A 24,551-nucleotide genomic window follows, 5' to 3' on the forward strand; every position below is an offset into this window, starting at 1 on the left:
CGCTACGAGCGCCCTTGGAGGCTTCGATGCCGGCCCTGCTGTCCCCCCGCACCGCCGCCGCGCGCTGCGCGTACGTCGGGGCCGTCGCCCTGTCCCTGCTGTCCACGGGCCTGCCGACGGCCGTCGCCGAGGATCAGCGCCCCGACCTGTCCCGCTTCTACCGCCAGCACGTGACGTGGGCGGCCTGCGAGGGGCCGGACATGCCGGCCGACCTCCAGTGCGGCAAGGTCACCGTGCCCCTCGACTACGCGCGCCCGAAGGCCGGGACACTCGACCTGGCGATGGCCCGCTACCGGGGCACCGGCCGCTCGCACGCCTCGGTGCTGCTGAACTTCGGCGGTCCCGGCGGTTCGGGCGTCGACGGACTCGCAGCCGGCGGCAAGGACTTCATGGACCTGACCAACGGCTACGACGTCGTCTCGTTCGACCCCCGGGGCGTCGGCCGCTCCTCCCCCGTCACCTGCGGCGACGCGGCGGCGGACGCGTGGTCCGGCACCGACGACACCGGTGCCGACAACCCTCGCGCGATGCTGGAGCAGTTGCGCACGGCCGCCCGGGAGTGCGCCGCGAACTCCGGCCCCGTCCTGCGCCACATAGGCACCGTGAACGCGGCGCGCGACCTCGACGTGATGCGCGCCGCGCTCGGCGACAAGAAGCTCAACTACCTCGGTTTCTCGTACGGAACACGCCTCGGCGCGGTCTACGCGGCCCAATTCCCCAAGAAGGTCGGCAGGTTCGCCCTGGACGGGGTGGACACCCTCACCGAACCGCTCTCCGAGCAGGGCAGGGTGGGCGCGCAGGGGCAGCAGGCCGCGCTGGAGGACTTCCTCAAGTGGTGCACCAGGGACGTCGGTTGCCCGTTCGGCCAGGACACCCGCTCCGCGCGCGAACAGGTCGTACGGCTGGTGAGGTCGCTGGACGCGAACCCGGTGCCGTCCGACTTCGGGGACGACTTCACCGGCCAGGACCTCGTGGGCGCGATCAGCCAGGCCCTGTACAGCGAGGAGCTGTGGCCGTCGCTGGAGCGGGCGCTGGCCTCCCTCGTGGAGGACGGCGACACCAACGGCGCGGAGGGGTTCACGTCCGGCGGCAGCCGCGTACCGGGCCTGCGCGCCTCCGGTGCCGGCACGGCGCCCGCGCCCTGGGCCCCCGCCCCGCGGCACACCGTTCCGAAGCCGTCCGGCGTGCGCGAGGACGGCGGGCTCACCGACGCCGAGGACGTTCCGCCGGACAACCTCCCCGCCGCGCTGATGGCCATCAACTGCGCGGACGACCCGGACCGTCCGGGCGCCGACCGGATCGCCGCCGAGTACGGCCGGCTGCGCGCCGAGTACGAGCGGGCCTCGCCCGTCTTCGGCCGGTACCGGCTCACCGAGGTGCTGATGTGCTACGGCCGTCCGCGCGGCACGGACTTCGTCCGCGACGACGTCCGGAACGTGGCGACGCCGCACATGCTCCTGGTCGGCACGCGCGGCGACCCGGCGACGCCGTACCGGTGGACGACGGAGACGGCGAAGCGGCTGGGCCCCTCGGCGGTCGTGCTCGACAACCGGGGCGACGGACACACCGGGTACGCCTCGTCCAAGTGCGTGCACCGCAAGGTCGACGACTTCCTGCTCTACGGCTCGCTGCCGCCCAGCGGCAGTTCCTGCGCGGCGGACACGGACGACTCGACCGCGACGGCGGGCGAGTGACGGGAGTCCGCCGGACGGCGGACACAGGAACACCACACCCGTGGGGAAAGCGTCGCAGAACGGCGACAAGGGGCATTACGGCACAACCGGTCACGCGTCCGGCGCGTCGTAGTGGGCAGGCGGGCACCCGGTCCGCCGTGGCCCGTACGCGACCGAACAGGGGAACCAACCGATGCGCATCCGTCCCGTTCTCGCCGTCCCCGCCGTCTCGGCCGCCGCGGCGGCCGCCCTTCTGACGGCACCGCAGAGCCAGGCGGCGGAGCGGCCCGCACCGTGCACCGCGGCGTCCGTGACCGTGCGCGCCGCCGCGGACCGCGCCGACACCACGCTGGTGCGGGTCCGCGTCACCAACCACGGCACCCGGGCCTGCACGGTCGACCGGCTGCCCACGGTCACCTTCGGCGGCCTCGACGGCTCGGCGCTGCCGGTGCCCGCCGGGGAGAGCGGCCCGTACCGGATCGGACCGGGCCGCACCGCGTACGCGGCGGTGCGCACCATCGCCGACACGGCGGACCCCGAGGCCCGGCGGGCGAGTTCACTGGCCGTGTCCGGGGAGCACTGGGGCCGCACGTTCCCGGCGGCACGGCTGGGCACCGGGCGCAGCGTGCGGGTGTGGGAGCCGGTGACGACCTGGTGGAAGCCGTCGGCCGCCGCGGCGGACCGGGCACTGGGCGTCAACTGACGTCAGGGCGGGGGGACTTGCCGGGCCGCGCTGCCGCCGGGGCGGGCTCCCGGTCGGCAGCGCCGGGACGGATGGTCCCTTTTGCACCGTTTGCCCGCTTGGTCGGATTCGACCTATCGTGCAGGCATGGAGCATGCCCTGAGTCCCACGGTCCTCGCCGAGCTGCGCCGCCCGCGTCCCTATCCGGCCGTGTCCGTGCTGACACCGACGCACCGCCGCGAACCCGACAACGCCCAGGACCCGGTCCGGCTGCGGAACGTGGTGGCCGACGCCAAGAAACGCCTGGAAGACGACCCGGCGGTGACCCGGGAACGCCGCGAGGACGTCGTACGGGAACTCGACCGGGCCCTCGCCGAGGTCGACCTCGTCCACGCCGAGGAGGGGCTGATCATCTTCGCGGCGCCCGGCGAGCACCAGGTGTGGACACTCGCCCGCACGGTGCCGGAACGGGTCGTCCTCTCCGACACCTTCCTCACCCGCAACCTCGTGTCCGCACAGGCGTCCGAGCGCCCCTTCTGGGTGCTCTCCGTGGCGGCGGACCGGGTGACGCTGTGGAGCGGCGGCGTGGACAGGGTCGCCGAGGCGGAGCTCGCCGGCTTCCCGCTGGCCCGGAGCCTGGAGGACCCCGACTCCGAGCGCAAGGAGCGCATCGGCGACCTGCCGAGCACCTTCACCGACGAGCGCACCCGCCAGTTCCTGCGCGAGGCCGACGCGGCGGCGGCCGTGCTGCTGCGCGAGCACCCGCGTCCCCTGTACGTCACCGGCGCGACGGAGGCGCTGGGCCTGCTGACCGAGGTCGGCGGTGTCGCCGCCCACGGGGTGCGGGTCCCGCACGGCGGCCTCGCCCAGGGCACCCCGGAGAGCGTGTGGCAGGTGATCGCCCCGGTCCGCGAGGAGGAGGCGCGCCGGGCCGCCGGAGAGGTGCTGAAGGAGCTCGAAGGGGCGCGCGGGCGCAAGGAGTTCGCGGCCGGCGTCGACGAGGTGTACTGGTCCGCCCAGGAGGGCCGGGTCCGGCTGCTGGCCGTCGAGGAGAACTACCGGGTGACCGTCCGCGACGACGGGGACCACCTGATCCCGGCCGAGAGCGAGGACCTCGACTCCCGCGACGACATCGTGGACGAGATCGTCGAGCAGTGCCTGGAGACCGGCGCGGAGGTCCGCTTCGTGCCCGACGGCACGCTCGGCGAGGACGTCGGCGTCGCGGGCGTCCTGCGCTACTGACGACCGCTCCCCCGCTTCCCGCGCCGTTCCCCGCGGACACGTGCCACCGGCCGCCCGGCCGCCCTTGACGACCATGAAACGCTGGTGGTCGCGCAGCCGTCCGGGCGGCCGGCGGCACGTGTGCCGCGGGACCGCGCCCGCCCCGGGACGGGCGGCCGGGGCACGGGCGGGCGGGCCCCGCGGGGCTGCGCGGCCGACCGCGAGAGGAGCCGGAAGATCGTGACTGAGCCGCTGGGTGTGGCGGTCCTGGGTGCGGGACACATGGGTGCCGACCACGTACGACGTCTGGACCGGGTGGTGAACGGGGCCCGGGTCGCCGCGGTCGCCGACCCGGACATCGGCCGGGCCAAGGACGCCGCGGCGGGGATCGACGGGGTCCTCGTCCACACGGACACGGAGGCCGCGCTGGACGCGCCGGGGGTGGCGGCGGTGCTGATCGCCTCGCCGGGTCCCGCGCACGAGGAGGCGCTGCTCGCCGCGTTCGCGCGGGGGCTGCCGGTGCTCTGCGAGAAGCCCATGGTGCCGGACTCGACCGGCGCGCTGCGGGTGGTCGCGGCCGAGGAACGGCTGGGCCGCAGGCTCGCGCAGATCGGCTTCATGCGCCGCTACGACGCCGAGTACGTACGGCTGAAGTCCCTGCTGGACGGGGGCGGTCTGGGCCGTCCGCTGATGCTGCACTGCACGCACCGCAACGTCTCCTCCCCGCCGCACTTCACCTCGGCGATGCTCGTCGACAGCTCGGTCTCGCACGAGATCGACGCCGCCCGCTGGCTGCTGGGGCAGGAGCTGACCGCCGTCACCGTGCTGCGGCCGCGCCCCTCGTCGGGCGCCCCCGAGGGGCTGGCGGACCCGCAGTTCGTGGTCTTCGAGACGGCGGGCGGTGCCCTCGTCGACGTGGAGATCTTCGTCAACTGCGGCTTCGGCTACCAGGTGCGCTGCGAGGCCGTGTGCGAGCGGGGCAGCGCCCGGATCGGCGAGGAGCGCGCGATGGCCGTCACCGCGGGCGGCACGACGGGCGCGGAGGTCCCGCAGGACTACCTGGTGCGGTTCGCCGACGCCTACGACCGCGAGGTGCAGGCGTGGGTCGACGCGACCCGGCGGGGCACGGTGACCGGCCCGTCCGCGTGGGACGGCTACGCCTCGTCCGCCGTCGCCGAGGCGGGCGTGCGGTCCCTGGAGAGCGGCACGCGCGTCGCCGTCTCCCTGGCCCCGCGGCCGGCCCTGTACGCGGACCCGTCGTAGGGCGGGGCGGCCGGCGCTCCCGGACGGCCGGGCGTCCCGGTCAGACGTTGCCGAAGAGGTAGTCGAGGCCCCGGTCGACCACGGCGGAGACGTCCTCCTGCCCGGCCGGGACCACCGCGTACGTGCGCACCAGGAACCGGCGCAGGGCGGGGATGTCGAACTGGAGCAGGGCGAGCCCGTACGGCGAGTGGAACTCCAGGACCGCGAGCGCCCGTCCGCACGGCCAGATCCGCACGTCGCCGGTGCCGGCCGGGCGCGCGAGGCCGTCCTCCAGCAGGGCGCGGGCGAAGGTCCAGGACACGGCGTCGCCGTCCAGCGACGCCTGTGGCGGGAAGTCCACGTGCACGGCGAGCGGATCCTCCGCCGTGTACCGGAGCGTGGCGGGTACGGGGATCTCCTGCTCCTCCGCGGTGATCAGACGGGCACGGGCGGACTGTTCGACGGTGACGTCCATGGTCGTTCTCCACTGCGGTGAGGGTCCGCCGGTTTACCGGCATGCCTTTACGACCTCGCAAACACGTTTTGCATTACGCCCGGACGGCATCGATTTGTGTGAACCGCGTCACACGCATAAGGGTCAAACCGCTCGCGGGGTGATGAAGCGCCGTCAACGGTGGCCGACGGACGGGGAGTTCACGACCGGAAGACGCTGGCATATGCCCGGGGCACCGACCCGTCGCGTCTTGCCAAACCGCTTACGGGACGTCGCGCGCTGTGCCACAGTCGTAACGGCCCCGTCGCACACCGTGGCCGGACCCTCCTCGCATCGGAGTACGTCATGCCGTCCCCCGTATCCGCAGACCAGCCGGCCGCCACGCCTCCGGGGCGCGGCTCGGTCGACGCGCTGATCTCGCAGACGCGGCGGCTGATGGGCGACGTGGACGCCGTCCGGCGCGAGGCGCGCGGCGACTCGGCGGCTCCCCTCGACCGTTGGCAGCGCGCGCTCTACGACCTGGCGCTGCATCAGCTCAACGACCTCGACGAACACCTGGCGCAACTACGGGAAGGACCGCCCGACCTGCCGGACGCCGTGGCACCGGACGCGGGACCGCCGCGCGGCTCGCTGCTCAGCCGGGTCGGCAGCGCCGAGTGGAACCTGCTGACGGACGAGGCCAGTTGGTCCGCCGAGCTGTACCGCATCGTCGGGCGCGAACCGGGCACCGCGCCCCTCACCCTCGACGAACTGCCCTCGCTCGTGCTCGCCGCCGACCGCCCGAAGCTGACCACGATGGTCACCGACTGCCTGGTCGACGCGAGCCCCATCGACGGGGAGTTCCGGCTCGTACGCCCCGACGGCACCGTGCGCACCGTGCACATGATGGGCGAGCCGGTCCTCGACGGCGACGGCGGCGCCGTCGCGATGTGGGCCGTGCTGCGGGACGTCAGCGAACTGCGCCGCAGCCAGCGCACGGTCACCGACAGCCGCGCCTCGCTCGGACGGCCGGAAGTGGCCGCCCTGCGGCCCGCGCCCGGCCCCCAAGTGGCGTGGCGCGCCTCCTCGTTGCGGGCCCCCGGCCGGGGGCCCGGCCATCTGGACGTGGCGGCACACCTGCCGGACCGGGTCGGCGGGCCCCACCCCGGAGACTGGCACGACGCCCTCGAACTGATCGACGGCGACAGCCTGTTGAGCCTCGGCTCGCTGCGGGGTGAGGGCGCGGTGGACACCGCGGGCGCCATGCTGCTCGGCGCCCTGCGGGGCATGGCGACGACGGGCGCCGGACCGGGCCGACTGCTCGTGCAGTACGAGCAGTTGCGCACGGCCACCCTCGCCCCCACGCACGGCACGGCGGTGTGCTGCCGCTACCACCCGCCGACCCGCACTCTGGTGTGGGCGCGCACGGGAGGCCCCGCCCCCCTGCTGTTCCGCGACGGGACGGGCCGCGTGCTCGGCGCCCGCGACGACGGCACCGTGAACGCCGACACCCCGACCGGCAGCACCCCGAACGGCAGCCGCCCGGACAGCAGTTGGCCGGACAGCAGTTGGCCGGACGGCGGTCCGGAGCAGCACGGCACCCTGCCCGGCCGGTCCCCCTCCCCCACGCTTCCGGAGGTGCGGGAGACCCTGCGGGCGGGCGACGTGGTCCTGCTGCGCGGCGGCACCGGCACGGCGGAACACCGACTCCTCGCCCTGGCACCGGACGTCGCGACCGCGCCGACGGCCCACGACTGCCTGCGGATCCTGGCCGACGAGCTGACGCCGGCCGCCGGGCACGCCACGGACGCCCCCGTGCTCGTCGTCCGCGTCACCGACTGACGGGCCGAACCACCCACCGGGACAACAACCCGCCCGGGGAGCCCGGGGAAGCAGTCCCCGTGGCCGTACACACCCGCCGCGTCAGACCTGCGTGCTGCCGGCGCCCCTGCCCCTCGTCTCCTTCCGTGTCGTCCTGGGCAGCACCTGCTCGATCTCCTCGCGCAACTGGCTGATCCTCGGGTAGTCGTCGTACTCGGCGGTGAGCCGGTACATCTGGCGCAGCCGGTCCCAGGTGCGCAGCGAGGAGTTCGACCCCATCGACATCAGGGCGAGCCGCGCGTACCGGTCGGCCTGGTCCGGCTCGTGCGCGATGAAGCAGGCCGACGCCATCGACAGGTAGTCGAAGATCTTCGACCGCTGCCGGCCGTCGACCCTCAGCTCCAGCGCCTTCTCCGCGTAGTGCCGCGCGTGGACGGCGGCGGCCGGATCGTGCTCGGCGAGCGTCCGGTAGGCGAGCGCCTGCATGCCGTACAGGTCCTCCTCCTTGAACGTCTGCATCCAGCTCGGCGGCGGGACGTCGCCCCGGTCCGAGACGAACAGGTCCTCCGCCTGGCCCAGGGTGCGGCGCATCGCCTGGCCCTTGCCCATCGACGCCTGCGCCCAGGCCTCGATGGTGTGGAGCATCGCCCTGGTCCTGGGCAGTACCTCGTCGCCCGAGCCGGACCGGGCCAGCTTCATCAGGTCCAGTGCCTCGTCGGGACGGCCCAGGTGGACCATCTGCCGGGCGGCGCGGGAGAGCGCCTCGCCCGCGCGGGGCCGGTCACCGCCCTCCCGGGCCGCGTGCGCGGCGATGACGAAGTACTTCTGGGCCGTGGGTTCGAGGCCGACGTCGTGGGACATCCAGCCCGCGAGGACGGCCAGGTTGGCGGCGACGCCCCAGAGGCGCCGCTGAAGAAGGGGCGAGTGGTGGTAGGCAAGCATGCCGCCCACCTCGTTGAGCTGGCCGACCACCGCCTTGCGCTGGAGCCCGCCGCCGCGGGCCGCGTCCCACGCGCGGAACACCTCGACGGAGCGCTCCAGTTCGTCGATCTCCTGCGAGCCGACGGGTGCCGCCTCGTAGCGGTCGAATCCGGCGGTCTCCGCGTAGCGCGGTGCCGATGAGTCGGGGGCGTCGGCCACCAGGGCCGGGTCGCCCCGCAGCCATTCCTGCATGGCGCTGCTGAATGCGGTTCCTGCGGCGAGCGCGGCGCCCGCGCCCACCAAGCCGCGTCGGTTGAGCATGAGGTCCATTCCCGTGAATTCGGTGAGGACCGCGGCTGTCCGGCCAGGCGCCCAGAGCATGTCGTCGGGAGTTCTCTCCGTCCCGTCGGCCTGCCGTTTCCCCGTACGCCCGTGCCGGACCAGACCGAGATCCTCGATGGTCACGACACGGCCGAGACGCTCGGTGAACAGAGCCGCCAGCACCCGCGGAACCGGATCGCGCGGGATCTCTCCCGTGTCGATCCAACGCCGCACCCGCGAGGTGTCGGTCGAGAGCTGGGGGTGGCCCATGGCCGCCGCCTGCCGGTTGACCAGCCGCGCGAGCTCGCCCTTGGACCAGCCGGCCAGGCCGAACAGGTCCGCTAGACGGGTGTTGGGTTGTCCGTTCACGTCAAGCCCCCAGGTTCTCGGCTGAGTTGACAGTAGCCCCGGCAGAGTTGCCGGGCGACTATTCGCCAGGGTTCGCCAGGGCACGCCAGATGGTGTGCCACGGACGCCCGGGTGTCAGGTAGGAATGCGCCACCCCGACCCGGCAGCCGAGGGACATTCCCCAGGATGCGAATGGGCCGTCGGGCGGGTGGCGTGATGACGTCGCAGGCACACGAAGGGATCTGTAACGCCCATGTACGCAGCAGCATCGTCCTCCGTGTCCGCCCCGCCCCGGCCGCTTCGCTCCCGCCCGGCGGGCGGCGGCCCCTACCTGGACCCCGCGCGCCCTGCGGGACCCGTGCTCGGCACGGGCAGGGCCCGGCGCGTCCCCGGGGCCGGCACCCAACCGCTCAGCGGGAGACTCGACCTGTCGGGTCCCCAGGGGGCCCAACTGCGCACCGCGATCGCCTCGGTGCACCGCATCTGTCCGGAGTTCTCACCGGTCCAGGTGCTGCGCCGCAGCGGACGGTCGGTCCTGCTGATCGGGACGACGGGGCGCAGCACGGCCGTGGCGAAGTGCTTAATCGACCACTCCCCGGCCTGGGCCGAGCGGAGCAGGCACGAGATAGCGGCCTACCGCTCCTTCGTCCGGCACCGTCCCCCGGTGCGAGCACCCCGCCTCATCGCGGCGGACCCGGACAACTGCACCCTGGTCATCGAGCGGATGCCCGGCCGGGTCGCGGCGCTCCAGCGCCACCCCGCCGAGGCCCCGCCCCGGGCGGACATCCGCGCGGCGCTGGGCGCGATCTGCCGGCTGAACTCCTGGCGGCCCCCGGCGGGCACGTTCGACGCCCCACTCGACTACGCGGCGCGGATCTCCCGCTACCACGAGCTGGGACTGCTCACCGACCGCGACCTGGGCGACCTGCAGAAGCTGGTGCACGGCATCGCACACGCGTCGGGACGCGGGGGGATGGGCCAGTTCTGCCACGGGGACGCGCTGCTGTCGAACATGCTGCTCTCCCCCTCGGGCCCGGTGCTCGTGGACTGGGAGCACGCCGGCTGGTACCTGCCGGGCTACGACCTCGCGACGCTCTGGACCGTCCTCGCGGACGCGCCGGTCGCCCGTCGGCAGATCAGCCAGATCGCCCAGTCGGGCGGACCCGCCTCGCGGGACGCCTTCCTCGTCAACCTCATGCTCGTCCTGACCCGCGAGATCCGTACGTACGAGACGGCCGTGCAGCGTTCGATGCACGAGAGCGCCGTCCCGGCGGCGGGCATCGTGCAGCCGGGAAGCCTGCCCACCGGCGAGGAGCAGCGGATGCTGCTGCGCCGTCTGCACGACGACTGCCAGATGGCCCGCAAGGCGGTGCGCGCGGCGGTCGGCACCCGCTGAGCCGAGCACGGACGGCCCCCGGCGCGCCCCGAGCGGCGCACCGGGGGCCGTTGTCGTGCCCGCGCGCGGGGCGGCCGGGCGGCGCCGGAAAAGTCGGCCCAACCTCCGTCCGCCGCACGGACATTGGTGTACTCCACTGACGCCGCGCAGGCCCGGGAGCCGCCGCCGCGAAACTCCCGCCGAGCCCGCCTGACATGGGAAATCGCCTTCCGCTGGGCATGATTGACGGATCGTCGGTAAGCAGGTAGCACTGACCACGCCCGGCCCCGCACGCCCCGCCACGCTCCATCGCCCCAGGAGGCCGCTTTGCGAGGATCCGCCAACGACCCGAGACCGACGCCCGGTCACAGAGGTGTCCGCAGGACGGCCGGCCCGCTGGCCGTCGCGGCCCTGCTGGTGCCGCTGCTCGGCGCCGCACCGCCCGCCGGAGCGCCGCGGCCCTCCGCCGACGGGCTCCAGGCCGCGTTCACCGCCGCGGCGGCCGAGTACCACGTGCCGCAGAGCGTCCTGCTCGGCGTCTCCTACATCCAGTCCCGCTGGGACGCGCACGGCGGTGCGCCGAGCGTGTCCGGCGGCTACGGCCCGATGCACCTCACCGACGCGCGCACCGCGCTCGCCGGTGCCGCGCACCACGGCGACTCCAGCGAGGACGCGCGCGGCGACAGCGCCCGCCCCGCGGTGAACACCGCCGCGGCGGTGCCGACGAACGCGCAGCTTCCCGCCCGGCTGAAGACGCTGACCAAGGCCGCGGGGCTCACCGGCATCCCGGCGGCGCGGCTGCGCACCGACGCGGCGGCCAACGTGCGGGGCGGGGCGGCGCTGCTGGCCGCCGCGCAGAAGGCCCTCGGTGTTCCGGCGAGCGCCGACCCGGCCCGCTGGTACGGGGCGGTGGCGAAGTTCTCCGGAGCGGACGACAGCGCGACCGCGGCGAGTTACGCGAACGACGTGTTCGACGTGATCCGCGGCGGTGAGACGCGCACCACGGACGCGGGGCAGCGGGTGACGCTCGCCGCGAGCCCGTCCGTCGCGCCGGACAGGACGCAGCTCTCGGCGGCCGGTCTGCGGACCGTGTCCGCGGCCGGCACGGAGTGCCCGTCCACGATCTCCTGCGAGTGGGTCCCGGCCCCCTACGAGGAGTTCGGGGACGGCGACTACGGCAACCACGACCTCGGCGACCGCCCGGCGTCGCAGAGCATCAAGTACATCGTCATCCACGACACGGAGGGCACCTGGGACGGGGTCCTGAACCTCGTGCAGGACCCGACGTACGTGTCGTGGAACTACACGCTGCGCTCCACGGACGGGCTCGTCGCCCAGCACGTGAAGGCGAAGGACGTGGCGTGGCACGCGGGCAACTGGTACGTCAACGCCAAGTCGATCGGCCTGGAGCACGAGGGCTTCCTCGCGGCTCCGGACGCCTGGTACACGGAGGCGATGTACCGCTCGTCGGCGCGGCTGGTGAAGTACCTCTCGGCGAAGTACGGCATCCCGCTGGACCGGCAGCACATCCTGGGCCACGACAACGTCCCCGGCCCGACCACGTCGACGATCCCGGGGATGCACACCGACCCGGGCCCGTACTGGGACTGGCAGCACTACTTCACGCTGCTGGGGCGCCCGTTCAAGGCGACCGCGGGCGCGCACGGCGGGCTGGTGACGATCCTGCCGGACTACGCGGCCAACCGGCCGGTGTACACCGGGTGCGTGACGAGCGGGGTGGCCTGCGCGGACCACGGTTCCAGCGAGGTGCGGCTGTACTCGGCACCGGACGAGACGTCGGCGCTGATCAAGGACATCGGGGCGCGTCCGACGGGTGCCGCCTCCACGATCGACGTGAACGACGTGGGCTCGCGCGTCTCGACGGGCCAGCAGTACGCGGTCGCCGAGCGCAAGGGCGACTGGACGGCGATCTGGTACCTGGGGCAGAAGGCGTGGTTCAAGAACCCGGCGAAGAAGCCCACGGCGGTCAACGCGACGGGTCTGGTGGTGACGCCGAAGGCCGGCGCGACGAGCATCCCGGTGTACGGCAGGGCCTACCCGGAGGCGTCGGCCTATCCGTCGACGGTCCCGGCGCAGGCGGTGTCGCCGCTGTCGTACACGCTGCCCGCGGGGCAGTCGTACGTGGTGGGTGACAAGCTGCCGGGCGAGTACTACTACGCCGTCACGTTCACCACGGACTCGCACCAGGTGGTGAAGGGCAAGGATCTGTACTACCAGATCCAGTTCGGCCACCGCGTGGAGTACGTGCGGGCGGCCGACGTGAAGGTCACCCGCTCGTTCCGCTGAGCCGCAGGAGTGCGCGAAGGGCCGGTCCCCCTCGGGGGGCCGGCCCTTGGCACGTCGTCGTCCGGGGCGGTCAGCCCTGCTGGAACAGCTCGGCCGGGAGCGGCTTGAGCAGCGCGTACAGGTCGTCGGTGATGGGGCGGTCCCAGGCGGCGATGGTCACGAGGACGTTGTCGCTGCGGTCGAACTGCACGCAGGAGATCCGGCTCTCGGAGAGCTTCACGCGGCGCACGATCAGCAGGTTGTCGCCCTGCATGACCGGCATGTCCTCGGTGCCGACGACGGTGACCTCCTCGTCGTTCTCCAGGGCCAGCAGGAGCTGCGCGACCTCGAAGGGCACCTGGCCCTCGGCGACGTCACGGGCGGGCGAGCCCTCCGGCAGATTGCCGATGATCATCGCGGGTCCGCGGCCGCCGAAGAGGTCGTAGCGCAGGAAGACGCCCTGGCACGTGCCGTCGGGGGCGGGCAGCAGGCCGGCACCGAGATTGCCGGGCCAGTCGCCCGGATCCATGGCCAGGACGTCGAATGCGGGCCCGGCGGGAGTGGCGCTGCGGCGGCGGAGGAACGACATGCCGCAATGGTACGTGCCCGCGGGCCCCGTACGGCCTCCGGGCGGAAGCCGTACGGGCGGCGGGGGCCGGGCCCCGGGCCGTGCGGTGCCCTCACACCGGGGCGGGGTCGGTGAGCGCCTCGGCGAGACCCGCGCGGTCGGTGCCCAGCTTGCGGTAGACCGCCGACAGCAGCCGCACGACGGCCGGCTCGTCGGTGCGCAGCCGCTCGGCGGTCTCGGCTCGGGTCGCGCCCTGGACGGTGAGCCGGGCGGCGGACCGCTCCCGGGCGGTGAGCGTGCCCGCCTCGGTCACGTGCAGGCGGCGCGGGCGCAGCCCCGCCGCGGTCAGCTCGGCCCGCGCGGTGTCCGCGAGGGCGTCGGCGCCGGAGCGCACGGCGGCGTCGAGGCCCCGGTAGAGGTGCTCGGCCGCCTCGTCCGCACGGCCGGTGCGGCGCAGTTCGGCGCCGAGCGCGACCAGGGCGCGGGCCAGTTCGTAGGCGGCGGGCGAGCACTCCAGCTCGGCGACGGAGTCCTCCAGGTACTTGACGCGGTCGGCTCCCGTGGCGACCTCGGCGGCGACGCGCAGTGCCTGCCCGACCGCGGACGGGGTGCCGAACTGCCGTGCGCGGGCGACCGCTTCGAGGGCGGTGGCGAGGGCCCGGCACGGGTCGTCGCGCAGTTGGGCGCGGGCCAGGTGGAGCTGCCAGGGGCACCAGGCGGGGTTGCGGATGCCGCGCGGTTCGAGGCGTTCGCCGGCCGCGGTCAGCTCGGCGGCGGCCTCGTCGACCAGGCCGCGGGCGAGCAGGAGTTCGCCGTACACGGTCTGGGCGTCGGGGAAGACGACGGCCGCCGGGAAGGGCGGGCCGAAGTGGTGGTCCGCGGCGACGCGGGCGGCCTCCCCGGTCCGGCCGCGGGCGAGCAGCACCTCGACGAGGACGCCGACGGCGTACCACTGGGCGGGCACGCCGGGGCCGACGCGTTCGGCGAGGCGGACGCCGGCGCGGGCGAAGTCCTCGGCCTCGGTGAGCCGGCCGCGCCGCAGCCGGAGGTAGCCGAGGAGGGTGTACGCGAAGGAGAGGTGGGCGCCGCGCCAGCCCTGCCGCTCGTACTCGGCGATCCCGGCGGCGAACAGCTGCTCGGCGCGGCCCGGCCGGTCGGCGTACATGTGGGCGACGGCGACGAGGACGGGCACCTCGAAGCCGCGGTCGGGCTCGGCCCAGCGCAGGCCGCCGGCGAGGGCGCGTTCGGCGTGGTGGAGCGCGACGTGGGCGGGCTCGCCGCGCAGGATCGCGTCCCAGGTGCGCAGCCCGATGATGTAGCGCTCGGTGAGGTCCTCGCCCTTGAGCCGGTCGGCGAGGCGGGCGAGGCGGCGGGAGCGGGAGGGGTGGTCGGGCTCGTCCGCGCGGAAGGCGTCCCACATGAACTGCTCCTGGATCATCCGCAGCCGTACCCGGTGGTCCTCGGTCCGCGGGATCTCGCGCGCCAGGGTGTCCGTGGCCTCCGCGAGGCGGTCGCTGTGCGCGAGGACCTGGGAGAGCCGGTAGACGATGCTGTGCCGCAGTGCGGGGTCGGTGATGGGTTCGGCGAGGGCGGAACGCAGGTGGTTGACGGTGGTCGCCGGGTCGGTGAGCAGGAAGGACGAGCCCAGTTCGTACAGGACGGCGGCGCGCTCGTCGGGGGGCGGGGGTTCGCGCAGGGCTCGGGCGAGGTAGTCGCGGGCGGCCTCGGGGGCGCCAGCCCGCAGCATCTCCTGCGCGGCGGCGCGCAGTTGGTCCACCGTGCCCGCGTCGTCGTCGGGGTGGGTCTCCAGCAGGTGACGGGCGGCGGCCGCGGGGCCCTGTCCGTCGTCGACGACGCACCAGGCGGCCTGGCCGTGCAGGGCGACGCGGATGGAGGGCGGGATGGCCCGGTAGACGCCGGTCGCGATGAGCGGGTGGACGAATTCCAGGGTGCCGCTGTCCGCCGGGGCGCCGGGCTCGGCGCCGACGACGGTGAGGAAGCGGGCGTCGCACAGCTTCTCGACCGCGTCGGCGGCGTCCTGGTGGCCCAGGCCCGCGACGGCGGCGGCCAGGGCGGGGCGGATCTCGGTGCCGAGGACGGCGCAGGCCCAGGCGTAGTGGCGGGCCGGGCCGCCGAGGCGGTCCAGACGGGCGGCGAGACCGCTGCCCTTGACGGCGGCGGCGAGGTCGCGCAGCAGATGGGCGCGGCCCTCGGTGGGGGTGACCTTGCGGTCGCGGACCTTGGCGGCGAGTTCCACGGCCTCGAAGGGGTTGCCGGCGGTCACCTCCCAGCACTCCTGGCAGAAGGCGTCGTCGGCGTGCTCACCGAGGGACTCGCGCACCAGGTGGGCGACGGCGTCGGCGCTGAGCGGCTCCAGGTCGATGGGCCGGCCGCCGCCGCGTCCGGGCAGGGCCCTCAACGGGGCCGCGTGGGGCGGGAGTTCGTCGGGCCGGTAGGCGACGACGATCAGCAGGGGCAGTTCCTCGACGCGGGGCGCGAACGCGGCGAGCCAGCTCAGGGACTCGGGGTCGGCCCAGTGCGCGTCGTCGAGGACGAGGACCATCGGGGCGTGCCGGACGGCGAGATGGGTGAGCACCCAGTCGAGGCCGTCGCGCAGGCCCTGCGGGTCGGGCGGAGCGCCGTCGGTCGGCGCGCACAGGCCGAGGGCGGGGCCGACGATGTCGTACCAACTGCCCAGCGCCGCACGCCTTTCCGTCTCGGGAACCGCCGCGAGCCGGGGCTGCAGGAGTTGGCGGGCGACGTGGAAGGCGACCCGTTGCTCCTGTTCGCCGCCGCGGGCCCCGAGGACGGTGCAGCCGCGCGCGGCGGCGAGGCGCCGCACCTCGGTGAGCAGTGTCGTCTTGCCCATGCCGGCCGGTCCGGCGACGGCGAGCAGGGCACCCCGGTGCGGCTCGGCCGGCGCGGCGTCGCCGTCCGTCCCGACGAGGTCGGCCAACGCCGCCTCCACGGTGGCGAGTTCGCTCTCCCGTTCGAGCAAGGTGCCTCTGTCGCGTACGCCGCGCAGTCCCATGTCCTACCCCCCGCCACGGAGTTGTCCCCGCGCGGGGAGCGGGTCGGCGCCGTGACCACAGGCATCTCAGCCTACGCGCAACCGAGTTGCCGAGGGAGCGTCCTGAAGTACTCGCACCCGGCGCGGAACGCGCCGGCCCGGTTCGTCGCCGCCCCCCGTCCGCCCCCTCCCGCACGGCGGTGCCGGAGGGCGGAGGGCGCGGCCGTGGTCAGCTCTCCGGCGGGGGCGGGGGCACCACGGCGATCGGGCACGCCGCGTGCAGCAGGACGGCGTGGGTGACGGAGCCGATCATGCGGGCGGGGGCGAGCAGCCGTCTGCGGTGCCTGCCGACGACCACGAGATCGGCACCCCGTGACGCGGCGACGAGGTTGCCCGCCGCGTCGCCGGGAACGGCCCGTACGCCGGCGCGGAGGTCCGGGTGCCGCTCGCGGTGCGGGGCGAGGAAGCCCTCGGCGAGGGTCCGCGTCTCGTTCGCGACGGCGTCCTCGTCGAGGGCCGGGGGCACCAACTCCCCCGGCGCGGCCCAGGTCTGCACCGGCCACGCGTAGGCGGCGACCACGTCGAGGCGGGCGTCGCGCAGGGTGGCCTCGGCCGCCGCGAAGGCGAGGGTGGCCTCGTCCGGGCTGTCGACGTTGACGCCGACGACGACGCGCGGGCCGGGCTCGGCCGGACCGTCGCCGTGCGCCTCCCGGTCGGCGCGCGGCACCACCACGACGGGGCAGTCCGCGTCGCGGGCGGCGGCCATGCCGTTGGAGCCGAGCAGCAGCCCGGTGAAGCCGCCGCGGCCCCGGGAGCCGAGCACCAACAGCGCGGCGTCCGCGCCCAGTTCGGGCAGGACGGCGCCGGGCGCGCCCTCCGTGACGACGTACTGCACGGCGGGCGGGTCGGTGCGGCCGGTCAGCAGGGTGCGGACCTGGTCGAGGACCTCGTCGGTCTCCGGGTCGGGCGGGCCCGCCACCAGCACGTCGGGCTGCGCCCACGCGGCGTACTGCCGGGCGTGCACCACGCGCAGGGGTGCCCCGCGCCGTCGCGCTCCCTCGACGGCCCATTCCAGGGCGCGCAGACTGTCGTCCGAACCGTCGACGGCGGCGATGACCGGCGGGGTGCTCATGGTTCTCACCTCTCGGGAACACGACCTCTTCTTCCGGGGTCAGCCTCGCGCAGCGGGCCGCCCCGGAGGGCGAGCGAGGGCGCGTGTCCGGAAAAAGAACCGGCACACCCCGGTGAACGGCGGCAACGGCCACCGGGGCGGGCGGGGCCGCTCAGGTGAGGTCGAACTCGCCCTCCCTGGCGTCGGACACGAAGGCGCCCCACTCCGCGGGGGTGAAGATCAGCGAGGGGCTCTCCGGGCGACCGCTGTTGCGCATCGCGATGAACCCCTCGACGAAGGCGATCTGGACGTCCCCCAGACCCCGGCTGCTCGTGCGCCAGTCCGCCCCGCTGAGATCCAGCTCCGGCTTCTCCCAACCCGCGAACGGGTGCTGCTGAATGGTGCTCTCGGCCACGTCCTGCTCCTCCCGAGTCGTCGTCCGCGGCCAGCGTAGCGACCGGCGGGTACCGCCGACAGGCCACGGTCGGGGGACCTTTCGGCGACCCGTACGGCGGGCGGCGCCGGTCCGTACGGCCGCCGGGACCGGCCCCGCACGTCGGCGGCACCGGAAAGTGCGTGCCGCGCCCTTGCCTGCCGCCGACCGGGCTGGATTACTGATCACAGCACCTCGACCGAATGATCGGTCGTCCGGTTCGGACAGCACGGCTCGGCTCGGGAGAATCGCATGACGGACGCGGCACTGGGGCAGACGGCGGGACGGGACGCGTGGGACGCCGGGGAACAGCTCGGCACGGCCGGCCTGCGGGCCCTCCAACTGGAGCGGCTGCGCACCACACTGCGCCACGCGTACGAGAACGTGCCCTTCTACCGCGACGCGTTCCGCACGGCGGGCGTCGTCCCCGACGACTGCCGCTCGCTCGCCGACCTCGCCCGCTTCCCGTTCACCGAGAAGGCGGACCTGCGCGAGCACTACCCGTACGGCATGTTCGCGGTGCCCCGGGAGCGGGTGCGGCGCATCCACGCGTCGAGCGGGACCACCGGGCGTCCCACCGTGGTCGGCTACACGGACGGCGACCTGGACGTGTGGGCGGACCTGGTCGCCCGCTCCCTGCGCGCCGCGGGCGCGCGGCGCGGCGACATCGTGCACGTGGCCTACGGGTACGGCCTGTTCACCGGCGGCCTCGGCGCGCACTACGGCGCCGAACGCCTGGGCTGCACGGTCGTGCCGGCGTCCGGCGGCGCCACGTCCCGGCAGGTGCGGCTGATCCAGGACCTGGCACCCCGGGTGATCATGGTGACCCCGTCGTACCTGCTCACGCTGCTCGACGAGTTCGAGCGCCGGGGCGTCGACCCGCGCTCCACGTCCCTGCGGGTGGGAGTGCTGGGCGCCGAACCGTGGACGGAGGCGATGCGGCGGGAGATCGAGGGGCGGTCCGGGATCGACGCGCTCGACATCTACGGTCTGTCCGAGGTGATGGGGCCGGGGGTCGCGGCGGAGTGCGTGGAGACGAAGGACGGGCTGCACGTCTGGGAGGACCACTTCCTGCCCGAGGTCGTCGACCCGGTCACGGGCGAGGTGCTGCCCGAGGGCGCCGAGGGCGAGCTGGTGTTCACGTCGCTCACCAAGGAGGCGATGCCGGTGGTCCGTTACCGCACCCGGGACCTGACGCGGCTGCTGCCGGGCACCGCGCGCGTCTTCCGGCGGATGGAGCGGGTCACCGGGCGCAGCGACGACATGGTGATCCTGCGCGGGGTGAACCTCTTCCCCACGCAGATCGAGGAGATCGTGCTGCGCACCCCGGGTCTGGCGCCGCACTTCCAGCTCCGGCTGACCCGGCCGGACCGGCTCGACGTGCTGACGGTCCGCGCGGAGGCCCGCCCCGGGGCGGGCCCCGAGGTACGGGAGGCGGCGGCGCGCGGTCTCGCGGCGGCGGTCAAGGACGGCATCGGGGTGTCGGTCGAGGTCGAGGTGACCGAACCGGAGTCCCTGGAACGGTCGGTGGGCAAGATCCGCCGCATCGTGGACCTGCGGCCGCCGCGCTGAGCGCGGGGCGGGCCGGACCCCGGGCCGGTGGTCCTCCCTGACGCGGGGCCGCCGGCCCGGCACCCCGCTCCGGACACCGGCCCCGGTCCCCGCCTCGTGTCAGGCGCCGGCCGTCTCCTCCAGGACCGCCATCGCCGCGTTGTGCCCCGGCACCCCGCTCACTCCCCCGCCGCGCACCGCGCCCGCGCCGCACAGCAGGACGTTCGGGTGCCGCGTCGCCACGCCCCAGCGGCCGGCACCGTCCTGTGCGTAGGGCCAGCTCAGGTCGCGGTGGAAGATGTGGCCGCCCGGCAGTCCGAGGTCGCGTTCCAGGTCGACCGGGGTCTTCGCCTCGATGCAGGGGCGGCCCTCCGCGTCGGTGGCGAGGCAGTCCGCGAGGGGCTCCGCGAGATGCGCGTCGAGCTGCGCCAGGGTGGCCGTGAGGAGCGCGGCGCGCGTCGCGTCGTTGTCCTCGGTGAACAGCCGCGCGGGCGTGTGCAGGCCGAACAGGGTCAGCGTCTGGTAGCCGCGGGCGGCCAGGGCGGGGGCGAGGATCGTCGGGTCGGTCAGCGAGTGGCAGTAGATCTCCGACGGCGGCACGTCGGGCAGCCGTCCGGACTCCGCACGCGCGTGGGCGGCGGCCAACTGGCCGTATCCCTCGGCGATGTGGAAGGTGCCGGCGAAGGCGTCGCGCACGTCGACCGAGCGGTCGCGCAGCCGGGGCAGCCGGGTGAGCAGCATGTTCACCTTCAGCTGGGCGCCCTCGGCGGGCTCCGGGGGCGTGTCGCCGGTGAGGGCGGCGAGTTCGCGCGGCGAGGCGTTGACGAGGACGTGCCCGGCGCTCACGGTCCCCTCGCCCTCCTCGGTCCGGTAGGTCACCTCGGCACTGCGGCCGTCGGTCTCGACCCGCACCGCCTCGTGTCCGGTGGCCACGACGGCGCCCGCCCGGCGCGCGGCGGTGGACAGCGCGTCGGTGAGGGCGCCCATGCCGCCGACGGGGACGTTCCAGGCGCCGGTGCCGCCGCCGACGACGTGGTAGAGGAAGCAGCGGTTCTGCCGCAGCGACGGGTCGTGGGCGTCGGCGAACGTACCGATCAGCGCGTCGGTGAGGACCACGCCGCGGACCAGGTCGTCCGCGAAGTGCTCCTCGATCGCGACACCGACGGGTTCCTCGAACAGCATCCGCCAGGTCTCCGCGTCGTCCACGCGGGCGCGCAGTTCGTCGCGGCTGGGCAGCGGCTCGGTGAGCGTGGGGAAGACCCGCGCGGCGAGCCGGCCGGTGCGGGCGTAGAAGGCGCGCCAGGCCTCGTACTCGCGGTCCGTGCCGGTCAGCCGGGCGAAGGCGTCGCGGGTGCGCCGCTCGCCGCGCCCGACGAGCAGACCCGTGTGCCGTCCGTCGCGCTCGGCGGGCGTGTACGAGGAGACGGTGCGCTCGCGCACCCGGAAGTCGAGACCGAGGTCCCGCACGATCTTCCGGGGCAGCAGGCTGACCAGGTACGAGTACCGCGACAGCCGCGCGTCGACGCCGGGGAACGGACGGCTGGAGACGGCGGCGCCGCCGGTGTGCCCGAGCCGTTCGAGGACGAGCACGGAGCGGCCGGCCCTGGCCAGGTAGGCGGCGGCGGTCAGGCCGTTGTGGCCCCCGCCGACGATGACGACGTCGTACCTGTGGTGTTCCTGGTGTCCGGTCACGGTTCTTGGTAACACGGGCGGCTGCGGGCAGCCAGGACCTCGGGGCCCGGGACCGGGGTGAACGGAACCGGCGCGGACGGGGGCGGCCGGGCGTCGGCGGCCCGCCCGGTCCGCCGCGGCCCTGGCGGGGCTCAGCCGGCGGACCGGCGGTCCCCGGACGGGGCGGCGGCCCGGCGGTACGGGGCGGCCGTCTCCGCGGTGCGGCCGAGCCGGCGCAGGCAGTGCGCCTCGTCGTCACGGGCGGCGAGGGTGTCGGGGTGGTCCGGGCCCAGGGCGACCTCCCGGGCCGCGGCGACGCCCCGGTACTCGGTGAGCGCCTGCGGCCAGCGGCCCAGCCGGCCGAGGCCGACCGCGACCTCACGGCGGCTGACCAGGGTGTCGGAATGTCCGGGGCCGAGGACGCTCGTGCGCAGCGCGTACACCTGCCGGGACTCGGCCAGCGCCTCGTCCCAGCGGCCGAGCCGCCCGAGGTTCACGCAGACGCCGTGCCGGGCGCGGAGTGTCTCCGGGTGGGTCGGGCCGTCGGTGCGGGCGCGGTCGGCGGCCAGGTCGCGGTACACGGTCAGCGCCTGCTCACCGCGGCCGAGCCGGCCCAGGCAGATGCCCATCTCGTAGCGGGCGGCGAGGGTGTCCGGGTGGTCGGGCCCGAGGACGGCGGCCCGCGCGGCGACGATCTCCCCGTAGTCCCGCAGGGACTCGGACCAGCGCCCCAACTGGCCGAGCACATAGGCGACTTCGTAGCGGGTCGCGAGGGTGTCGGGGTGGCCGGGGCCGAGCAGCCGGGACCGGGCGGCGGCGACCTCGCGGGCGGTGCGGTACGCCTCCGTCGGGCGGCCGGTACGGCTGAGGCTGCGGGCGAGGTTGTGCCGGCAGCGCAGGGTGTCGGGGTGGTCGGGGCCCATCGTGCGCTCCCGGGCGGCGAGCACCGCCGCGTACACCCGGTGGGCCTCGGCGTGCCTGCCGAGCCCGCCCAGCGCGTAGGCCGTCTCCTGGCGGGCGGCGAGGGTGTCGGGGTGGTCGGCGCCGAGAACCCGTTCCCGGGCGCGGGCCACGTCGGCGCAGGCGCGGAGGGCGTCCGGGACCTGGCCGGTGCGGCCGAGGGCGACGGCGGCCTCGTAGCGGCTGGCCAGCGTGTCGGGGTGGTCCGGGCCGAGCAGCCGGGCGCGTTCGGCGGCGACGGCGCCGTGCGTGTCGCGCGCCTCCGCCCAGCGTCCGCGGCGGCCGAGGGCCAGTCCGGCGCGGTGCCGTTCGGCGAGGCGGGCGGCGGCGTCGACGCGGGCCGCCGGGGCGGCCGCGGCCGGTCCGACGGGTCCGGCGCCGCTCCAGACGGCGGCGAGCGAGGCGGCCGGATCGGGGGGCGCCGGCCGCGGTCCGGCGGAGACGGCCTTCGGACCGGTGGTCATGCCGCGCGTCCAGGACGGCGGGCGCGCCGCCCCGCCCTCCGCCTCCGGCGGCAACTCCTGCCGTGGGGATCCGGGTTGGGCTGTGGCGACGGTCGGGAGGTACGCGGGCGGCCTGCGTCCGACGGCGATCCTGTCGGCCACCTCGCGTGCGTCGCGCGGGCGTTGGCCGGGTTCCTTGGCGAGGAGGCCGAGGATGGCCCGTTCGAGGTAGGCGGGAAGCTCGGGCCGGTGCTCGCGCGGCGGTCGCGGCGGGGTGTCCCGGTGGCCGACGAGGATCCCCCAGGTGTCGTCCAGGTCGAACGGCGGTGCCCCGGTGGCTATTTCGTACAGCACGCAGCCCAGGGAGTAGAGGTCGCTGCGGTGGTCGACCTCCTCGCCGCCGATCTGCTCGGGGGACATGTAGTGCGGGGTTCCCATGGCGACGCCCGTGCCGGTCAGCCGTGCGGTGAACCCGATGTCGTGGCCGAGCCGCGCGATGCCGAAGTCGCAGATCTTCACGGTGCCGTCGGTGATCCGCATGATGTTGGCGGGCTTCAGGTCGCGGTGCACGACGCCCTGTTCGTGCGTGTAGGCGAGGGCGGCGACGACCTGTTCGGCGATCTCGGCGACGTCGTCGACGGGCAGCGGCGCACGACGGCCGGGCTCGCGGCCCTCGTCCAGGAGCTGGCTGAGGTTGCGGCCGTCGAGGTACTCCATGACCAGGTGCAGGACCCCGTCGCTCTCGCCGAAGTCGTGCACGACGGTGACCCCGCGGTGCTGGAGCGCGGCGGCGACGCGGGCCTCCCGCCGGAACCGCTCCCGCAGGACGGTGCCGAACGACGGATCGTGGTGCGGGGCAAGGGGTTTGAGGCACTTGACGGCCACCTGGCGTCCGAGCGACTCGTCGCGGGCCCGCCACACCTCCCCCATGCCGCCGCGCCCGACGAGGTCCAGCAGCCGGTACCGGCCCTGGATCAGTCTGCTCTCCGCCATCCGCGCCGTCGCCCCCGTCACCGTACGACCGCCTCCCCCCGGTTCGTTCGCACCCGCCCAGTATGGCGGTCTATCGCCCCGATCCGTACGGGGCGGGGCGGGAGTCCGGCCCGAGCCGGGCGACGGCCCGCAGGACGTGCTTGGGCGGAAGCTGCCAGCGCAGGGTCGCCGGGATCCCGCGCAACAGCCTTGCGGTGCGCCGCAGTTGCCGGGTGACGGTGGCGGGTGCGGGGGCCGGTCTGCCGTACAGCGCGTGGGCGTGCGCGGGCAGCGAGGCGTACGCCAGATGCGCGACGTGCCGCCACAGCACCGCGCGTGCGGGGGCCAGCAGGGGGTGCACGGGCGGGCGGCGCAGGAACGCGTCCACCTCGTACGCCTCGGCGCCGGCGGCCAGTTGAGGCCGTACGTCGTCGAAGTAGGCGGCGAGAGCGGCGCTGTCGGCGGGGACCTTGTCCGGGTCGAGGCCGACGAGCCGGGCACCGGCGCGCTGTTCGTCCACGTACCGGTCGGCCGCCCGGTCGGTGAGCGGGAACCCGGAGCGGCGCATCACGTGCAGGTAGGAGCCGATCTCGGCGCAGTGCACCCAGAGCAGCAGTGCGGGTTCGTCGATGCCGTAGCGCTCACCGGTGCCCGGGTCGGTCGCCGACAGCATGCTGTGGATCCTGCGCACCCGGGCGCCCTTCCGTTCGGCCGCCTCCGTCGTGCCGTACGTGGTGGTGCCGACGAAGTCGGCCGTGCGCAGCAGCCGCCCCCAGGCGTCCTGGCGGAAGTCGGAGTTCTGCGTCACGCCGCGCACGGCGCGGGGGTGCAGGGCCTGGAGGTACAGGGCGCGGATGCCGGCGATCCACATCATGGGGTCGGCGTGCACCTGCCAGGTGACGGAACGGGGGCCGAACAGTCCCGGATCGGGGTCGCTCTCGTCCGTCATCCGCACCGTCCTCCGCCCGCCCCGCCCGACCACGATCCCGCCCGGCCACGATGCCACGCCGTCGCGCGCGGGGCGAGGGCCGGGGCCGCCGGGCCGGGCGGTCAGCCCAGCAGCACGGCCATGAACTCCGTGCAGGCCAGCGCGCAGGCCCGGCACGCGGCGGCGCCCGCCTCGGCACCGGGCTCCGCGTCGAAGACGTGCGCGGTCTCCAGGCAGACGGTGCGGCACCACTCCAACTGCGCGCGGACGTCGGCCTCGTCGTGGCCGTTCTGCTCGCACAGCAGGCGGCAGGTCGCGTCGCAGACCTCGGCGCACATGACGCCCTTGCGCCGGACGAGTTCCTGCGCCGGGGATCCGTCGAGGTCCACGAGGCTCGCGCGCAGGGCACAGGCGCGGGCACAGTCGGTACAGGCCTGTGCGCAGCCGAAGCGGTCCTCCAGGAAACGGAACAGCTCCTGCTGCGATGCCGTCGAAGTCATGTCGCCAACGTCGCTCACAAGTGACGGGTAGCCGGTGCCCGCCCGGTCAAACCCGGGCCGGACCGGGCAGGTTGCGGTGTC

Annotated in this window: 18 protein-coding genes; 8 read left to right on the forward strand and 10 right to left on the reverse strand. The window is 74.8% G+C overall.

The annotated features are described in order from the left end of the window. The first annotated feature begins 26 nt into the window (after positions 1–26). From ACFZA0_RS14560 to ACFZA0_RS14575, 4 genes are all read left to right on the forward strand, one after another. A complete protein-coding gene (locus ACFZA0_RS14560; protein ID WP_391015642.1) occupies positions 27–1,694 on the forward strand; it encodes an alpha/beta fold hydrolase in 1,668 nt (555 codons plus the stop codon). A gap of 172 nt (positions 1,695–1,866) precedes the next feature. Then, positions 1,867–2,376: a DUF4232 domain-containing protein gene (locus ACFZA0_RS14565; RefSeq protein WP_391015644.1), complete on the forward strand. Its 510-nt coding sequence runs from the start codon at positions 1,867–1,869 to the stop codon at positions 2,374–2,376. Positions 2,377–2,502: 126 nt separating this feature from the next. Continuing rightward, on the forward strand, positions 2,503–3,597 hold the full coding sequence (locus ACFZA0_RS14570) for a chemotaxis protein (RefSeq protein ID WP_391015647.1): 1,095 nt from the start codon (positions 2,503–2,505) through the stop codon (positions 3,595–3,597). Positions 3,598–3,816: 219 nt separating this feature from the next. Further along, the gene (locus ACFZA0_RS14575; protein WP_391015650.1) at positions 3,817–4,839 is read left to right on the forward strand and encodes a Gfo/Idh/MocA family oxidoreductase; all 1,023 of its coding nucleotides are present in this window, start codon (positions 3,817–3,819) and stop codon (positions 4,837–4,839) included. A 40-nt stretch (positions 4,840–4,879) separates the two neighbouring features. Here ACFZA0_RS14575 and ACFZA0_RS14580 read toward each other — a convergent pair whose 3' ends face one another. Continuing rightward, a complete protein-coding gene (locus ACFZA0_RS14580) occupies positions 4,880–5,293 on the reverse strand; it encodes an SsgA family sporulation/cell division regulator (protein WP_391015652.1) in 414 nt (137 codons plus the stop codon). Between the two features lie 324 nt (positions 5,294–5,617). Here ACFZA0_RS14580 and ACFZA0_RS14585 point away from each other — a divergent pair, with 324 nt between their 5' ends. Beyond that, positions 5,618–7,093: a PAS domain-containing protein gene (locus ACFZA0_RS14585; RefSeq protein WP_391015655.1), complete on the forward strand. Its 1,476-nt coding sequence runs from the start codon at positions 5,618–5,620 to the stop codon at positions 7,091–7,093. Between the two features lie 81 nt (positions 7,094–7,174). Here ACFZA0_RS14585 and ACFZA0_RS14590 read toward each other — a convergent pair whose 3' ends face one another. Further along, positions 7,175–8,683, reverse strand: a complete 1,509-nt coding sequence (locus ACFZA0_RS14590) for a hypothetical protein (RefSeq protein ID WP_391015658.1) — start codon at positions 8,681–8,683, stop codon at positions 7,175–7,177. A gap of 232 nt (positions 8,684–8,915) precedes the next feature. Here ACFZA0_RS14590 and ACFZA0_RS14595 point away from each other — a divergent pair, with 232 nt between their 5' ends. Both ACFZA0_RS14595 and ACFZA0_RS14600 read left to right on the forward strand, forming a co-directional pair. Next, positions 8,916–10,058 carry a phosphotransferase gene (locus tag ACFZA0_RS14595; protein WP_391015661.1) on the forward strand — a complete coding sequence of 381 codons (1,143 nt, stop codon included), beginning with the start codon at positions 8,916–8,918 and terminating at the stop codon, positions 10,056–10,058. 306 nt (positions 10,059–10,364) lie between these two features. Continuing rightward, the gene (locus tag ACFZA0_RS14600; RefSeq protein ID WP_391015664.1) at positions 10,365–12,344 is read left to right on the forward strand and encodes an N-acetylmuramoyl-L-alanine amidase; all 1,980 of its coding nucleotides are present in this window, start codon (positions 10,365–10,367) and stop codon (positions 12,342–12,344) included. A gap of 70 nt (positions 12,345–12,414) precedes the next feature. Here ACFZA0_RS14600 and ACFZA0_RS14605 read toward each other — a convergent pair whose 3' ends face one another. The 4 genes from ACFZA0_RS14605 to ACFZA0_RS14620 all read right to left on the reverse strand — a co-directional run bounded on the left by ACFZA0_RS14605 (position 12,415) and on the right by ACFZA0_RS14620 (position 17,427). Continuing rightward, positions 12,415–12,912, reverse strand: a complete 498-nt coding sequence (locus ACFZA0_RS14605) for a hypothetical protein (RefSeq protein WP_391015667.1) — start codon at positions 12,910–12,912, stop codon at positions 12,415–12,417. Positions 12,913–13,003: 91 nt separating this feature from the next. Further along, a complete protein-coding gene (locus ACFZA0_RS14610) occupies positions 13,004–15,922 on the reverse strand; it encodes an AAA family ATPase (protein ID WP_391015670.1) in 2,919 nt (972 codons plus the stop codon). A 208-nt stretch (positions 15,923–16,130) separates the two neighbouring features. Next, positions 16,131–17,033: a universal stress protein gene (locus ACFZA0_RS14615; RefSeq protein ID WP_391015673.1), complete on the reverse strand. Its 903-nt coding sequence runs from the start codon at positions 17,031–17,033 to the stop codon at positions 16,131–16,133. Between the two features lie 151 nt (positions 17,034–17,184). After that, positions 17,185–17,427 carry a DUF397 domain-containing protein gene (locus ACFZA0_RS14620; protein ID WP_391015676.1) on the reverse strand — a complete coding sequence of 81 codons (243 nt, stop codon included), beginning with the start codon at positions 17,425–17,427 and terminating at the stop codon, positions 17,185–17,187. Positions 17,428–17,697: 270 nt separating this feature from the next. Between ACFZA0_RS14620 and paaK the strand changes: the two genes are divergently transcribed. Then, entirely contained in the window at positions 17,698–19,017 is a 1,320-nt protein-coding gene (gene paaK / locus ACFZA0_RS14625; protein WP_391015679.1) for a phenylacetate--CoA ligase PaaK, read from the forward strand. Between the two features lie 99 nt (positions 19,018–19,116). Here paaK and ACFZA0_RS14630 read toward each other — a convergent pair whose 3' ends face one another. The 4 genes from ACFZA0_RS14630 to ACFZA0_RS14645 form a co-directional block, all read right to left on the reverse strand. Next, complete coding sequence (locus tag ACFZA0_RS14630; RefSeq protein WP_391015681.1) at positions 19,117–20,688, reverse strand: FAD-dependent oxidoreductase; 1,572 nt, start codon at positions 20,686–20,688, stop codon at positions 19,117–19,119. Between the two features lie 131 nt (positions 20,689–20,819). Beyond that, complete coding sequence (locus ACFZA0_RS14635; RefSeq protein ID WP_391015684.1) at positions 20,820–23,063, reverse strand: tetratricopeptide repeat protein; 2,244 nt, start codon at positions 23,061–23,063, stop codon at positions 20,820–20,822. Positions 23,064–23,133: 70 nt separating this feature from the next. Beyond that, a complete protein-coding gene (locus ACFZA0_RS14640) occupies positions 23,134–23,991 on the reverse strand; it encodes an oxygenase MpaB family protein (RefSeq protein ID WP_391015686.1) in 858 nt (285 codons plus the stop codon). 101 nt (positions 23,992–24,092) lie between these two features. Further along, on the reverse strand, positions 24,093–24,470 hold the full coding sequence (locus ACFZA0_RS14645; protein WP_391015687.1) for a ferredoxin: 378 nt from the start codon (positions 24,468–24,470) through the stop codon (positions 24,093–24,095). Between the last annotated feature and the right edge of the window lie 81 nt (positions 24,471–24,551).

This window comes from Streptomyces sp. NPDC008150 (genome assembly GCF_042956945.1).
Taxonomy (GTDB): Bacteria; Actinomycetota; Actinomycetes; order Streptomycetales; family Streptomycetaceae; genus Streptomyces.